Here is a 14,598-nt window from a genome sequence, read left to right on the forward strand (position 1 = left end):
GGGGACGGTTCGGGGAGACGTCCGGACGGCATGACCCAGGTGGCACGGTCCAGCCGGCACGGGACCCGGCCGAACTCCGTGCCCCGAGGGCGTGCCGTCCCAGAGGGTGCGGGGAGAGGCTCAGCGCTCGTCGTTACGACGGCGCCAGCGCTCCTCCATCCGCTCCATGAAACTCGGTTTGGGACCACTCCTGCGGCCCGCCCTGCCCGTCTGGCGGGAGGGGCCGCCGGCCCCTGAGGTCTCACCGAAGCCGTTCATGCGCTTCCAGCTGGACAGACCCCACAGACACGCGGCGAGCATGACCACGAAACCGCCGACTCCGAGCGGGATGTAGTTCACGACGCCGACCATCAACAGGACGACGCCCAGGACGAAGCCGATGGAGGCCTTCACCAGGCGGCGCTTGTAATGGCTGCGTGGATCACTGATCCTTACGGTATTGGCCCACTTCGGGTCCTCGGCGTAGAGGGCCTGCTCGATCTGGTCGAGCAAGCGCTGCTCGTGCTCAGAGAGCGGCACGGCGCCTCCCAAGGACAGCCCCAGTACGGGGAAGACGGTGACGGACGACACGGGGTGTCCGAACCTCGCGGTCGGTTATCCCCAGAATACGAGGCTGTAGACGTAGACGAAAGAAAACGTCCAACGTAGTCCAAACCGGAGGCGGTGTCATAGATCTATTTCACCAAACGACGGGCGAACAAGCGACGCCGGGAGCACCGCATCCTGACCGAACCTGCGGGCCGCCCTGTCCATCGCCTGCTCGGCCTCCCGCCAGCCCGTCTCGCGCTCCCCCAGGCCGAGTTGCCTGGTCACCCCGGCCGCCGGCACGAGGTTCTCGACCCGCACCCCAACCAGGCGCAACCGCACTCCCAGCAGGCCGGAGGCGCCGTAGAGGTCGCGGGCCGTGGCGTACAGGACGCGGGCGACGTCGGTCGGCTCTCTGAGGGTGCGGGACCTGGAGATGGTGGTGAAGTCGGCCCTGCGGAGCTTGACGCTGACCGTGCGGCCCGCGTGACCGGCCTGTCTGAGCCTGGCCGCGACCCGCTCCGACAGGCGCAGCAGCTCCCGGTGGATCCGCTCCGGGTCGTCGACGTCTGTGGCGAATGTCTCCTCGGCGCCGATGCTCTTGTCCGGCGTGTGCGGGGTGACCCGGCGCTCGTCACGGCCCCAGGCCAGCGCCGCCAGGTGGGTTCCCACGGCCTGGCCGAGCTCGTGCTGGAGGGTCTCGACGGGGATCCTGGCGAGGTCGCCGACCGTCCTGACGCCCAGGCGCGCCAGGGAGCGCTCGGTGCGCTCCCCCACGCCCCACAGCGCCGCGATGGGCAGCGGGTGGAGGAAGTCGACGACCTGGTCCGCGGGAACGACCATCAGGCCGTCCGGCTTGCAGTGCTGTGAGGCGAGCTTGGCCACGAACTTGCTGTTGGCGACCCCGACGGAGCAGGTGATCCCGTGCTCGCCGGCGACCCGTTCACGGATCATGGCGGCGATCGCGGCGGGCGGGCCGAGCCTTCTGCGCGCTCCGCCGACGTCCATGAAGGCCTCGTCGGAGGCGATCGGCTCGACCTCGGGGGTGAAGGTCCGGAAGATCTCCATGACGCCCCTGGAGACCTCGGAGTACTTTCCCCGGCTCGGCGGGATGATCACGGCCCTGGGGCACAGGCGCCGGGCGCGGATCATGGGCATGGCCGAGTGCACCCCGAACCGCCTGGCCTCGTAGGTGGCGCTGAGCACCACCCCCCGCGGGCCGGGGGCGCCCACGATGACGGGCAGGCCGCGCAGTTCGGGGCGTTCACGCAACTCGACGCTGGCGAAGAAGGCGTCCATGTCGACGTGGAGGATCGGACAACCGGTGTCGTCCGTGCCCAGCGCCGAGACCGGACGCGGCACCTGCTGTTTCCTCGACACGAGGCCATTGTACGAGACACATGGGAACACACGTTCGGCGAGAACTCACTTTCTGCCGAGGACGTGGAGCTGGGTGGCGATGTCCCTGAGCACGGGGTGGGCCGCGGCGGCCTGTTCGAGGGCCACCAGGGCGCGCGCGGCCCCCGGCTCCCCGTCCAGCAGGCGGCTGGGCACCAGGTCGGCGAAGATCCGCACACCGTGGACCTCACCGGGGGTGAGCCCGGCGGCGGACAGGAGCACGGCCAGGGTCTCGCGGGTGAACCGCCGCGGCGTGGGGTCGCGGTCGCCCCAGCGCCCCTGCGGGTCGTCCAGGACCTGCAGTGCCTCCTCGAACCGGCCCGCGATGGAACGATGCAGGGCCGCGGCGAGCGGATTGGCGGCCAGCACGCTGATGGCGCCCCCCTCGCGCAGCAGGCCCGCGATGGCGCCCAGGGCGCCCGCCGGGTCCTCGACGTACTCCAGGACGCTGTGGCACAGCACCAGGTCCGCCCCGTCCGTGGGGAGGATCTCCTTCAGGTCGGCCGCGTCCCCCTGCAGGGCGCGAACGCCGACCCCGGCCTCGGCGGCCCGGCGTTCGAGCGCGGCCAGCGAGTCGGGACTGGGATCGACGACGGTGACGGCGTGCCCGAGCCCGGCCAGCGGTACGGCGAAGCCGCCCGTGCCCCCTCCGGCGTCGACGATGTCGAGCCGATCCCTGCCGGTCGCGGCCACCCGGTCGGCGAGCACTGCCCGCAACACGTCCCACACGACGGCGGTGCGGACCGCCGGAGTGGCCGACGGGCGTGAGATGCCTACGGCGCGCAACTTAAGATCGCCTCCTCTTTCGCGGTACGAGCCCCAGCCTACGCCGGGCCGTACCCGGTGCCGTCCGGGGAGGAACCGGGGCCGGGCTCGATCTGCTCTTTCCCCGGCGTGGAAGGAGTTCGGACCGGGGCCGCGTGGTTCAGGAGGTCGGAACGGAAAGGTCCGTTCACGGCTCCCGCGGGCGCGTCCGTGGAGAGGACCGGAGAGGGGTCCTCCCCACGGATGTGACCTACAGCGCCAGGGACGGCTTGAGCTGCTTGAACCGGGCCATGAGGCCGTTGACGAACTGCGGGGACTCGTCGGTCGACAGCTCGGAGGCCAGCCCGACCCACTCGCTGATGACGACGCCCTCGGGCACGTCGGGCATCCACAGCAGCTCGTAGGTGCCGCCGCGCAGGAGGTTGCGGTCGACCGCGGGCATGCGGTCGAGCGTCCATCCCTCGGCGTAGGTGGTGATCAGCTCGTCGATGCGCGCGCGGTGCCTGCACACGCCCTCGACGAGGGTCGCGGTGTACTCGTTGACGGGCGGCTCCGCCCTTTCGAGACGCTCGGCCAGAACCGCGAGCGGGTCCTGGCTGCGCGCCTCGGCCTCGAAGAGGATGTCCAGCGCGCGCCTGCGCGCCTTACCCCGTGCGGACATCAGGCGCGGCCGAGGTATTCGCCGGTGCGGGTGTCGACCTTGACCTTCTCACCGGTCGTGATGAACAGCGGCACCTTGATCTCGGCGCCGGTCTCCAGCTTGGCGGGCTTGGTGCCGCCGGTGGAGCGGTCGCCCTGCAGGCCCGGCTCGGTCTCGGCGATGATCAGGTCGACGGCCGCGGGCAGCTCGACGTAGAGCACGTTGCCCTCGTTGACCGCGACGGTGGCGAGCATGTTCTCCAGCAGGTAGTTGGCGCTGTCGCCGACGGCCACCCGGGAGACGTTGAGCATGTCGTAGGTCTCGGTGTCCATGAAGACGAACTCTTCGCCGTCCATGTAGGAGAACTGCATCTCGCGCTTGTCGACGTTGGCCACCTCGACCTTGACGCCCGCGTTGAAGGTCCTGTCGACGACCTTGCCCGACTTGATGTTCTTCAGCTTGGTGCGGACGAACGCACCGCCCTTGCCGGGCTTGACGTGCTGGAACTCCACAACCGTCCAGAGCTCACCGCCGTCGAGCTTGAGCACCAGGCCGTTCTTGAGGTCGTTCGTCGTCGCCACTAGTTTCTCCTGCGTACGGCCGCTCTTTAAAGGACAAGCAGCTCTTTGGTCGTCCGTGTGAGAAGCTCCGGTCCGGCATCACGCGTCACGAGCGTGTCCTCGATGCGGACGCCGCCCATACCCGGCAGGTAGACACCAGGCTCGACGGTGACCGGAACTCGATCCTCTAGTCTAGCGTGCCCGGCATCGCTGTCTGGCTTCGGCGGAGCCAGGAACGGCACCTCGTGGATCTCCAGCCCGACGCCGTGTCCCAGGCCGTGCCCGAAGCGCTCACCGTGCCCGGCCGCGGTGATCAGGTCGCGGGCCGCGGCGTCCACCTCGTGGGTGAGCGCGCCCGGCCGTACGGCGTGGCGGCCGGCCCGCTGGGCGGCCCTGACCAGGTCGTAGAGCTCCCGCTGCCAGGCGGCGGGCTCCCCGATCGCCACGGTCCTGGTCATGTCGGCGTGGTAGCCGTCGTACAGCGCCCCGAAGTCCATGGTCACGAGGTCTCCCCGTTGCAGGGGACGCTCCGAGGGCGAGTGGTGCGGGATCGAGCCGTTCGGGCCCGAGGCGACGATCGAGTCGAAGGCGGGCTTGTCCGCGCCCAGCTCGATCATCCGGGTCTCCAGCGCCCTGGCGACCTCCCGTTCGGTCACTCCGGGCCGCAGCCTGGGCAGCACGTCGCCGAAGGCCTGGTCGGTGAGCGCGCAGGCGGTGCGGATGAGGTCGATCTCCTCCTCGTCCTTGACCCTGCGCACCGACTCGACCAGCCCGCTCAGCCGCGGCAGGTCCCCGCCGAGACGGAAGTAGTCGGCCACGGACATGTGGTGCGCCTCGACGCCGACCCGGCCCGCCGCCGTCGCGACCAGGCTTCCCGCGACGTCGCGTTCCTGGCGCACCTCGACATCCGGGCACAGGCGCCTGGCGGTCTCCGTGTAGCGGGAGTCGGTGGCCAGCGTGGCGGTGCCGTCCGCCGTGACCAGCACCGCGGCGTTCGAGCTCGCCAGGCCGGTCAGGTAGCGCACGTTCACCCCCCGGGTGACCAGGACGGCGTCCACGTCGTGGGCGGGCAGCAGCTCCGCCAGACGCGTACGGCGCGTGGCGTGGGTGGCGGTCATGCCTCGCATGCTATTGACCTCCTCCGCCCCTGTCTCCACCCCCGCCCGCCACACCTTGGGCGGCGGCGGGCGGGAGAGGCGGTGGCGGGCCGCAGGTGCCGCCCGCCATCTCGGGGCGTCAGGCGGGGGCGGGGGCGCCCCCGGTGACCAGCGGTCTGGCGGACGTCTCGTCCAGGGGCAGCGGCGGGGCGTTCAGCACCGCCTCGTCGAGACGGCCCTCGGAACGGGCGACGAGCACGGGCACCACGATCTGCCCGGCCACGTTCGTCGCCGTACGGATCATGTCGAGGATCGGGTCGACGGCCAGGAGCAGGCCGACGCCCTCAAGGGGCAGGCCGAGCGTGCTCAGGGTGAGGGTGAGCATCACGACCGCGCCGGTCAGGCCCGCGGTCGCGGCGGAGCCGACCACCGAGACGAACGCGATCAGCAGGTACTGGCCGAGGCCGAGCGGGACGTCGTACACCTGGGCCACGAAGATCGCGGCGAGGGCGGGATAGATCGCGGCGCAGCCGTCCATCTTGGTGGTCGCCCCGAAGGGCACCGCGAAGGAGGCGTAGTCGCGGTCGACGCCCAGGCGTTCGACGGTGACCCGCTGGGTCAGCGGCAGGGTCCCGATCGAGGAGCGGGAGACGAAGGCCAGCTCGATCGCGGGCCAGGCGTTGCGGTAGAAGGTCAGCGGGCTGACCCGGCCGACGAGGGCGAGCAGCAGCGGGTAGCTCACCAGCAGCACCAGCAGGCAGCCGACGTAGACGCCCGCTCCGAGCTTGGCCAGCGGGGCCAGCAGGTCCCATCCGTAGGCGGCGACGGACTTGCCGATCAGGCCCGCGGTGCCGATCGGGGCCAGTCTGATGACCCACCACAGGGCCTTCTGCACCAGTTCGAGCACCGAGCGGCTGAGGACGAGGAACGGCTCGGCCGCCTCGCCGACCGCCAGGGCCGCCGCGCCGAGGACGACCCCGATGAAGACGATCTGCAGGACGTTGAGCTCGGTGAAGGCCGTGACGACGTTGGTCGGGATGATCCCGGTCACGAAGTCGAGCCAGGTCCCCGCGCCGTCGAGGTCGGGGGCCTTGGCCCCGGCGGTGGAGATCGTGACGCCCTCGCCGGGGTTGATGACCAGGCCGAGGCCGAGGCCGATGACCACCGCGATCAGCGAGGTGACCAGGAACCACAGCAGTGTCTTGCCCGCGAGCCTGGCGGCTCCGCCGACGTTGCGCAGGTTGGCGACACTGACCACGACCGCGGTGAGGACGAGCGGCGGGACGGCGAGTTTGAGGAGCTGGACGAAGAGCCTGCCGACCTCGGTCAGGGTGGTGGTCAGCCAGGCGATCTCGCCCGCGCGGGCGAGGAAGCCGAGTGCGGCACCGGCCACCAGGCCGAGCAGCAACTGCAGGGAGAAGGAGACTTTCTTCATGAACGCGACTCCGACGTGAGAACGTGCCCGCGCGGGGCGGGAGGGGAGCGGGAAATGCGTTCAGTGACAGAGCTGGCCGTTCAGGCGGCACAGATCCACATACGGCCGCCCGACGAGCAGAGGGGTCACCGGGGAGAACCTCACAGGGCGTGAAACCACCTATTCTGGTAGGAAATTTCATCTATACCTGTGATCAGTATCACGTTCTCCCCGGCCAGAGAAGGCCCGGACAGGGCTCAGGAGGCGAGTTCCCCGACCTTCTCGACGAGCCGGACGCGCTCGGCGTGGGTACGGCCGAGCGGGGTGACGTTGACGGTCGTGACGCCGGAGTCGCGCATCGCCTGCAGGCGGTCGCGCACATGACCCTCCGGCCCGATCAGCGAGACGGCCTCAAGCAGCTCCCTGGGGACCAGCGCGGCCGCCTCCTCCTTCTTGCCCGCGAGGTAGAGGTCCTGGATCTCCTCGGCCTCCTTCTCGTAGCCGTAGCGGCGGGCCAGGTCGTTGTAGAAGTTCCTGCCCTTGGCGCCCATGCCGCCGATGTAGAGGGCCGCGACGGGACGTCCGAGGTCGACCAGGCCGGACACGTCGTCGCCGATGGCCAGCGGGGCCTGGGCGATGACGTCGAGGGCTCCCAGCGAGGGGTCGCGCCTGGCCCCTCCCGCGGCCAGGGAGGCCCCCCAGACCTCGGCGGCCTTCTCCGGCATGTAGAAGATCGGCTCCCAGCCCTCGGCCAGCTCGGCGCACAGCTCGACGTTCTTCGGGCCGATGGCCGCGATCACGATGGGGATGCGCTCGCGGACGGGGTGGTTGATGAGCTTCAGCGACTTGCCCAGCCCCGTCCCCTCCCCCTCGGGCAGCGGAAGGGTGTAGTGCCTTCCCTCGTACTCCAGGCGCTCGCGCCGCCACACCTGCCTGCAGATCTCGACGACCTCCCGCGTGCGGCCGAGCGGCGCGGTGTACGGCACGCCGTGGAAGCCCTCGATCACCTGCGGCCCCGAGGCGCCGATGCCCAGGGTGAAACGGCCGCCCGAGACGTAGTCCATGCCGGCCGCGGTCATGGCCAGCAGGGCGGGGGTGCGCGAGTAGATGGGCAGGATGCCCGAGGCGATCTGCAGCCGCTCGGTCCTGGCCGCGATGTAGCCCATCTGGCTGACCGCGTCGAAGCTGTACGCCTCGGCGACGAAGACGATGTCCAGCCCCGCCCTCTCGTAGTCGACCAGCTCGTCCACGGTCTCCTTGAAGCCCCCCGCGTAACTCAGGGCCATACCGATACGCATCGTCAGGATCGTCCTTCCCGCGCCACAGGAACCGAATGTTATTCCGTTCTCTCTGCCCAGAAGGCTATCGACTCCCTCCGGCCCGCTCCAAGACCCGCGCCGCCCGCACGAGGCCGGTAGCGTACGGGTCTCGGGCTCGGGAGGCCCGTGCGGGCGGGGGTGGACGGCCCGCGATGGTGGCGCGGACGAGGAGCGGTGTGCTGAGGCGGGCGATCATGGTGCTTGCGGGGGCGCTCGCCCTCGTTCTCGGCGGCCACGGACTCCTGCCCGACCTGGGAGGGTTCACCCCGGTGCTGGAGAGCCTGCTGCCCTGGCTCGGCGTCACCGTCCCCTTCCTGCTGCTCGGCGCCCTGGTCACCCGGTCGTGGCCGGTGATCGTCGCCGCGCTGCTGCCCGCGACCGTCTGGGGGATCATGTTCGGCCCCACGCTGCTGCGCGCCGTCCCCGGCGGCCCGAGCGACGTCTCGGTCGCCACGATCAACGTGGGGGCGGCCAACGGCGACTCGGCGCAGGCCGTACGGACCGTCTCCGGCGGACGGGACCTGGTCGCCGTGCAGGAGCTGACCGAGGGAGGTCCCGCGGCCAAGGAGCTCGACAACCGCTTCCCGCACCGCTACCAGGTGAACACGGTCGGCCTGTGGAGCAGGTTCCCGATCCTGCAGGCTCGCCGGGTGGACATCGGCCTCGGCTGGGCCAGGGCGCTGCGGGCGGTCGTCCAGACGCCGAAGGGCAGGCTGACCGTCTACGTGATGCACCTGGCCTCGGCCCGTCCCGGCCAGACCGCCCAGCGGGACGAGACCCTCACCCAGGCGGGAAGGCTCGTCGAGCGCGACGGCAGCCGGCGCCTTCTCCTGCTCGGCGACCTCAACACCGCCACGACCGACCGTAAGCGCTCCGGCCTGGTGCCGCCGCTCCTGGACGCCCAGCAGGAGGCCGGGACCGGGTTCGGCTTCACCTGGCCCGCCTCCTTCCCCGTGACCAGGCCCGACCACATCCTCTACCGGGGCCTCACCGCGGCCACCGCGGGCGTCGAGGCCGCGGCGGGCAGTGACCACCGCGCCGCCGTCGCCTCCTTCCGGCTGCACCGGGAGACCCCCTGATCTCAGCCCCGCCGTCGCCAGGCCGCCAGGTCGCCGGGGGTGTCGATGTCAGCCGGGTCGCCCACGTCGTCGCAGGGCACCTCGACGACCAGTTCGGGGTGCGCCCTGAGGAAGGCCCTGGCGCCCACGTCACCGGCCGCGAGCCCGGCGACCTCGGCGAAGTGCTCCCTGGCGACCAGCACCGGGTTCCGCCGCCTGCCCGCGTAGGTCGCGACGGCCACGGAGGCCCCCAGGCGCGCGGCCTCGACCAGCCGGAGCACGGCCCGCGGCCCGATGGACGGCTGGTCGGCCAGGGCGATCACCACCCGCTCCGCGTCACCGGGAAGCGCCGCCAGGCCGGTCCTGAGTGAGGAGCCCATGCCGCTCCGCCAGTCCGGGTTGCGCACGACGACCGCCCCGCGCACCTGAGCGTCCGCGGCCCCGAGCACGACGACCACGGGATGGCAGCCGCCCTCACGCAGCAGCCTGACCCCCCGGTCGACCAGCCGCTCACCGTCCAGCTCGACCAGCGCCTTGGGGGTGCCGAGCCGGGAACCGCCGCCTGCGGCCAGCAGCAGCCCCGCGCTCGCCGCCCGCGTCATGTCCGGCGGCCGGGCGCGTGGATGCGGCCCGAGCCGTCGCTCAGCGGCCGTCCCGAGCCGCCCCAGCGCAGCTGGATCAGCTCGGCGGCGATGGAGACCGCGGTCTCCTCCGGTGTCCGCGCGCCCAGGTCGAGGCCGATCGGCGAGCGCAGCCGCCCGAGCTCCTCCTCCCCCAGGCCCGCCTCGCGCAGCCGCGCCAGCCGGTCCTCGTGCGTACGGCGTGAGCCCATCGCCCCGACGTAGATGGCCGGGGTGCGCAGCGCCACCTCCAGCAGCGGGACGTCGAAGCGGGGGTCGTGGGTGAGCACGCAGATCACGGTCCGCTCGTCCACGGTGACCGAGCTGAGGTAGTCGTGCGGCCACTTGACGACCACCTCGTCGGCCTCGGGGAAGCGCCTGGCCGTGGCGAAGACGGGACGCGCGTCGCACACCACCACGTGGTAGCCGAGGAACCTGCCGATCCTGGCGACCGCGGCGGCGAAGTCGATGGCGCCGAAGACCAGCATCCTGGGCGGCGGGGCGAAGGAGTGCACGAAGACCGCCAGGTCGTCGAGGCGCCGCTCACCGTGCGGGCCGTACCGGCGGATCCCGGTGAGACCCTGGGCGAGCATGCCGCGGGCGTCGTCGTCGACCGCGTCGTCCAGCCTGGCCGGGCCCAGCGAGCCGGAGGCGCGCTCAGGGCCGACCACCCGGCGGGCCCCGACGGCGCCCGGGCCGGACAGCACGGTCGCGACCGCGACCGGCTCGTGTTCCCGCACCGCCGCGGCGACCTCCCCCAGCTCGGGGAACGTCCCGCGCGAGACCGGCTCGACGAAGACGTCCAGAATCCCCCCGCAGGTCAGCCCGACGGAGAAGGCGTCGTCGTCGCTCACCCCGTAGCGCCGCAGCACCGGGGTCCCCGAGGCGGCCACCTCACGGGCCAGCTCGTAGACGGCTCCCTCGACGCAGCCACCGGACACGCTGCCCGCCGCCTCCTCCCCGAGGACGGCCATCGAGGCTCCCGGTGGCCGGGGCGCGCTGCGGAAGGTCTCGACCACGGTCGCCAGGCCGAACGTCTCACCCGCCTCCCACCAGCGCGTGATCTGCGAGAGGATGTCACGCATTCCGCCCTCCCAGCAGCCGGGCCAGCGCCTCGAAGGCCGCCAGGCTGTGCCCGGCCACGAAGTCGTCCACGTACGGCAGCGCCGCCCGCATCCCGGCGGTGAGCGGGCGGTAGCCCTCCTGCCCCTTGTGCGGGTTCACCCAGATCACCCGGTGGGCGGTCCTGGACAGCCTGGCCATCTGCGCGCCGAGCAGCGAGGCGTCGCCCCGCTCCCACCCGTCGGAGGCGATGACGACGGTCGCGCCCGCCGCGTCGTGCAGCCGCAGGAGGCTCCGCAGTTCCTCACCGAGGCGGGTTCCGCCGTTCCAGTCGGGGATGGCGGCGGAGACGGCCTCCATCGCCGCCGCCGGGTCGCGCGGGCGCAGCTCGGCGGTGATCCTGGTCAGGCGGGTGCCCACGCTGAACACCTCGGTCGCCCTCGGCTCCGCGCGCACCAGGGCGTGTCCCAGGCGCAGCAGTGTGTCGGCGTAGGGGGCCATGGAGCCGCTGACGTCGACGAGCAGCACGACCCCGCGGGGCCTGGTGCGGTGGGCGCGGTGGCGCAGCCGTACGGTCTGGCCGCCGTGCCGCAGGGTCTCGCGGATCGTCGCCCCGCCGTCGAGGCGCCCCCTGCGGGAGGGGCCGAACCGTCGTGACCCGCGCCGCTCGCGATCCACCCGCAGCAGGGCGAGCAGGCGTCGTACCTCGGCCAGCTCGGCACCGGTCATCGCGGCCACGTCCCTGTTGCGCAGGACCTCCGCCGGGCTGGCGGCCGCCGCCCGCTCCTCACCGTCCCCCGCCTGTCCCCGGGTGCCGGTCAGGGTCGTGACGCCCCGGGTGACGTTGACCGTGGGCGGGGGAACCGGACGTGCCCGCGTGCCGCCGAAGTAGGCGTCGAAGACACGGTCGTAGCGGGGCAGGTCGTCGGGACAGGCGCACAGGGTGAGTCTGCCCGCCCAGTAGACCCCGCGCGGGACGGCCGCGCCGAGGACGGCCAGCGCGCGCAACAGGGCCTGGGTCCGCTCGTGGTCGGCGGGCACCCCGGCGGCGCGCAGCGTCCTGGCGAACCCGGTCATGACCGCGACCAGGTCGCGCCCCGCGTCCTCCACCGCGTCCTCCACTGTGTCCACCGGCTCCTCCAGGGGGCCCTCAGCCACGGGAGACATCGAAGAATCCGTTCCCGAGGACCGTCTCGTGGTCCTCGCGGTGCTTGAGCAGGGCGCCCAGCGTCGCCGCGGCCAGGCCGGGGTCCAGCTCCCTGGCGCCCAGGGTCAGCAGTGCCTCGGCCCAGTCGAGGCTCTCGGCGACGCCCGGCGGCTTGACCAGACCGGCCTCGCGCAGCCGCCCCGCGGCCCCGGCCACCTGCTCGGCCAGGGCCCTGGAGCAGCCCGGGAGTCTGCGCAGCAGGATCGTCACCTCCCGCTCGAAGGAGGGGTGTTCGAGCCAGTGGTAGAGGCAGCGGCGTCTCAGCGCGTCGTGCAGCTCGCGGGTGCGGTTGGAGGTCAGCACGACGACCGGCGGGCTCTGCGCCCGGACCGTGCCGAGCTCGGGGATGGAGATCGCGAAGTCGGACAGCACCTCAAGCAGGATCGCCTCGAACTCCACGTCGGCCCGGTCGACCTCGTCGACGAGCAGCACGCTCGGCTGGGTCTCCACCGCCTTGAGCAACGGCCTGGCGATCAGGAAGCGCCGGTCGTAGACCTCCCCCTCAAGCCGCGCCGCGTCGGTGATCCCGCTCGCCTCCGCGGCCTTGAGGTGCAGCAGCTGGCGGGCGAAGTCCCAGTCGTAGAGCACCTGGGGGCCGTCGAGCCCCTCGTAGCACTGCAACCTGATCAGCGGCGCGCCGAGCACCGTGGCGAGCGTCCTGGCCAGCTCGGTCTTGCCGACCCCGGCCTCACCTTCGAGCAGCAGCGGGCGGCCCATCCGCAGCGCCAGGAACGCCGCCGTGGCCAGCCCCTCGTCCGCGAGGTAGGCGCACCGGTCGAGGAGTTCCCCCAGATGTCCCGGTGACTCCACGTCAGAGGTCTTGACCGTCCCCCTCAGCATCACCTCAGGCTACGCCGCGGGGGCCACTGACGGGACAGGGCACGTGGGGCGGACGTGGCGGTCGTCTCCCCGGCGTATTCTCACCCCTCGTGAAGAACGTTCTGCGGCGGATCAACACGCCGTCGAGGGTCGTCGTGGCCGCCTTCCTGGTCGTGGTCATGTCGGGCTCGGCGCTGCTGTCGCTGCCCGTCGCGGTCGAGGCCGGGCGGGCGGCGTCGTGGACGTCCGCGCTCTTCACCGCGACGTCGGCGGTCTGCGTGACCGGCCTGGCCGTACAGGACACCGCGACGCACTGGTCGGTCTTCGGTGAGCTGGTGATCCTGGCGCTGATGCAGATCGGCGGGTTCGGGATCATGACGATGGCCTCCATCCTGGCGCTGGTCGTCTCCGGCAAGCTCGGCCTGCGCGCCAGGCTCAACGCCCAGGCCGAGACCCGGACCCTGGGTCCCGGCGAGGTGCGCCGCCTGATCGCGGGCGTCGCCAAGGTGACGCTGGCCGTCGAGGCGCTGACCACGGCCGTGCTGGCCGCCCGCTTCCTCATCGGATACGGCGAGTCGCCCGGCCACGCCCTGTACCAGGGGCTCTTCCACGCGGTCTCCTCCTTCACCAACGCCGGCTTCACCCTGTGGCCGGACGGCGTCGTGCGCTTCGTCCACGACCCGTGGATCTGCCTGCCGCTGGCGATCTCCGTGGTCGTCGGGGGGCTCGGCTTCCCCGTCTACACCGCGCTCCGCCGCAGCTGGCACAGTCCCAGGCTCTGGTCGCTGCACGCCAGGATCACCGTGGGGATGACCGCGGTCCTGCTGTTCGGCGGGGCGCTGGCCGTCGCCCTCACCGAGTGGGAGAACTCCGCGACCCTGGGCGGGCTGCCGCCCTGGCAGCGGATCATGGCGGCGTTCTTCCACAGCTCCATGACCCGCAGCGGCGGCATGAACTCCGTGGACGTCTCGCAGATGCACGAGACCACCTGGCTGATCAGCGACGTGCTGATGTTCGTCGGAGCGGGCAGCGCGAGCACCGGCGGCGGCATCAAGGTGACGACGTTCGCGCTCCTCGGCTACGTCATCCTGGCCGAGCTGCGCGGTGAGCCCGACGTCACGGTCGGCCGCCGCCGCCTGCCCGAGCAACTCCAGCGCCAGGCGCTGACCATCGCCCTGCTCAGTGTGGCCTCGGTGGCGCTGGGCACGTTCGTCCTGATGGCCCTCACCCCGTTCAAGCTCGACCGGGTGCTGTTCGAGGTGGTCTCGGCGTTCGGCACGGTCGGCCTGTCCACCGGGATAACCGGCGATCTCGGCGCCCCGGGACACCTGGTGCTGACGGTCCTGATGTTCGTCGGCAGACTGGGGCCCGTGACACTCGGCGCGGCGCTGGCGCTGCACGTCCAGACCCGCAGGTTCCGTTATCCGGAGGAGGGCCCTCTCGTTGGCTGACAGGAAGGACCGCGGCGACGCGGTCGCGGTGATCGGCCTCGGCCGGTTCGGCAGCGCGCTGGCGCTCGAACTGGCCGAGCGCGGCGTCGAGGTGCTCGGCGTGGACAGCGACCCCAAGATCGTGCAGCAGCTGTCCGGGCAGCTCACGCACGTGGCCTGCGCGGACTCGACCGACCCGGACGCGCTGACCCAGCTGGGCGTCGAGGAGTTCGGCAGGGTCGTGGTCGGCATCGGCGGCGACATCGAGGCGAGCATCCTGACCACCTCGATCCTGGCCGACTTCGGTGTGCCGGACATCTGGGCCAAGTCGATCAGCCGCCAGCACAGCCGGATCCTGGACCGGGTCGGCGCGCACCACGTGGTGCAGCCCGAGTACGACATGGGAGAGCGGGTCGCGCACCTGGTGACCGGGCGGATGCTCGACTACGTCGAGATCGACGAGGGCTACGCCCTGGTCAAGACCAAGGCGCCGGGCTGGGCGGTTGGCAGGACGCTGGGCGAGCTGGGCATCCGCACGAAGTACGGCGTGACCGTGGTCGGGATCAAGAGCCCCGGCGGCAGGTTCACCTACGCCACCTCCGACACGGCCATCCACGGGAACACGGTTCTGCTGGTCGCGGGCGAGACGGGTATGGCCGAGCGTTTCGCCGAGGAGACCTGAGA

15 protein-coding genes are annotated in these 14,598 nt (G+C 71.8%); 3 read left to right on the plus strand and 12 right to left on the minus strand.

The features are described 5' to 3' along the window. Window positions 1-120: 120 nt before the first annotated feature. The 8 genes from ABZ463_RS22425 to ABZ463_RS22460 form a co-directional block, all read right to left on the minus strand. Window positions 121-519: a DUF3040 domain-containing protein gene (locus ABZ463_RS22425; protein WP_352008990.1), complete on the minus strand. Its 399-nt coding sequence runs from the start codon at window positions 517-519 to the stop codon at window positions 121-123. A gap of 147 nt (window positions 520-666) precedes the next feature. Further along, window positions 667-1,905: a DNA polymerase IV gene (locus tag ABZ463_RS22430; RefSeq protein WP_362778577.1), complete on the minus strand. Its 1,239-nt coding sequence runs from the start codon at window positions 1,903-1,905 to the stop codon at window positions 667-669. 45 nt (window positions 1,906-1,950) lie between these two features. Next, a complete protein-coding gene (locus ABZ463_RS22435) occupies window positions 1,951-2,709 on the minus strand; it encodes a methyltransferase domain-containing protein (RefSeq protein ID WP_352008988.1) in 759 nt (252 codons plus the stop codon). A 229-nt stretch (window positions 2,710-2,938) separates the two neighbouring features. After that, the gene (gene nusB, locus ABZ463_RS22440; protein ID WP_362778579.1) at window positions 2,939-3,349 is read right to left on the minus strand and encodes a transcription antitermination factor NusB; all 411 of its coding nucleotides are present in this window, start codon (window positions 3,347-3,349) and stop codon (window positions 2,939-2,941) included. Beyond that, entirely contained in the window at window positions 3,349-3,909 is a 561-nt protein-coding gene (efp, locus tag ABZ463_RS22445; protein WP_352008986.1) for an elongation factor P, read from the minus strand. The genes nusB and efp overlap by 1 nt, the downstream gene beginning before the upstream one ends. Before the next feature lie 26 nt (window positions 3,910-3,935). Beyond that, window positions 3,936-5,006 (minus strand): Xaa-Pro peptidase family protein, encoded by a 1,071-nt coding sequence (locus ABZ463_RS22450; RefSeq protein ID WP_352008985.1) that lies wholly within the window; start codon window positions 5,004-5,006, stop codon window positions 3,936-3,938. 118 nt (window positions 5,007-5,124) lie between these two features. Then, window positions 5,125-6,420, minus strand: a complete 1,296-nt coding sequence (locus ABZ463_RS22455) for a dicarboxylate/amino acid:cation symporter (protein WP_352008984.1) — start codon at window positions 6,418-6,420, stop codon at window positions 5,125-5,127. Window positions 6,421-6,656: 236 nt separating this feature from the next. Beyond that, complete coding sequence (locus ABZ463_RS22460) at window positions 6,657-7,697, minus strand: LLM class F420-dependent oxidoreductase (RefSeq protein WP_362778582.1); 1,041 nt, start codon at window positions 7,695-7,697, stop codon at window positions 6,657-6,659. A gap of 197 nt (window positions 7,698-7,894) precedes the next feature. Here ABZ463_RS22460 and ABZ463_RS22465 point away from each other — a divergent pair, with 197 nt between their 5' ends. Next, a complete protein-coding gene (locus ABZ463_RS22465) occupies window positions 7,895-8,797 on the plus strand; it encodes an endonuclease/exonuclease/phosphatase family protein (RefSeq protein ID WP_352008982.1) in 903 nt (300 codons plus the stop codon). A 2-nt stretch (window positions 8,798-8,799) separates the two neighbouring features. Here the strand turns inward: ABZ463_RS22465 and ABZ463_RS22470 are convergent, their stop codons facing one another. The 4 genes from ABZ463_RS22470 to ABZ463_RS22485 are packed head-to-tail and all read right to left on the minus strand — an operon-like array spanning window position 8,800 to window position 12,505. Further along, window positions 8,800-9,378: a nucleotidyltransferase family protein gene (locus tag ABZ463_RS22470; RefSeq protein WP_362778585.1), complete on the minus strand. Its 579-nt coding sequence runs from the start codon at window positions 9,376-9,378 to the stop codon at window positions 8,800-8,802. After that, entirely contained in the window at window positions 9,375-10,481 is a 1,107-nt protein-coding gene (locus tag ABZ463_RS22475; RefSeq protein WP_352008980.1) for an XdhC/CoxI family protein, read from the minus strand. The genes ABZ463_RS22470 and ABZ463_RS22475 overlap by 4 nt, the downstream gene beginning before the upstream one ends. Next, the gene (locus tag ABZ463_RS22480) at window positions 10,474-11,589 is read right to left on the minus strand and encodes a VWA domain-containing protein (RefSeq protein ID WP_362778587.1); all 1,116 of its coding nucleotides are present in this window, start codon (window positions 11,587-11,589) and stop codon (window positions 10,474-10,476) included. The genes ABZ463_RS22475 and ABZ463_RS22480 overlap by 8 nt, the downstream gene beginning before the upstream one ends. Window positions 11,590-11,608: 19 nt before the next feature. Next, window positions 11,609-12,505 carry a MoxR family ATPase gene (locus ABZ463_RS22485; protein WP_352008978.1) on the minus strand — a complete coding sequence of 299 codons (897 nt, stop codon included), beginning with the start codon at window positions 12,503-12,505 and terminating at the stop codon, window positions 11,609-11,611. 89 nt (window positions 12,506-12,594) lie between these two features. Here ABZ463_RS22485 and ABZ463_RS22490 point away from each other — a divergent pair, with 89 nt between their 5' ends. Next, a complete protein-coding gene (locus ABZ463_RS22490) occupies window positions 12,595-13,935 on the plus strand; it encodes a potassium transporter TrkG (RefSeq protein ID WP_362778588.1) in 1,341 nt (446 codons plus the stop codon). Beyond that, window positions 13,928-14,596: a TrkA family potassium uptake protein gene (locus ABZ463_RS22495; protein WP_352008976.1), complete on the plus strand. Its 669-nt coding sequence runs from the start codon at window positions 13,928-13,930 to the stop codon at window positions 14,594-14,596. Before ABZ463_RS22490 ends, ABZ463_RS22495 begins: the two co-directional genes overlap by 8 nt. Window positions 14,597-14,598: the final 2 nt, after the last annotated feature.

The sequence above is a fragment of the Streptosporangium sp. NPDC020145 genome, from assembly GCF_040631275.1.
Classification (GTDB): domain Bacteria; phylum Actinomycetota; class Actinomycetes; order Streptosporangiales; family Streptosporangiaceae; genus Streptosporangium.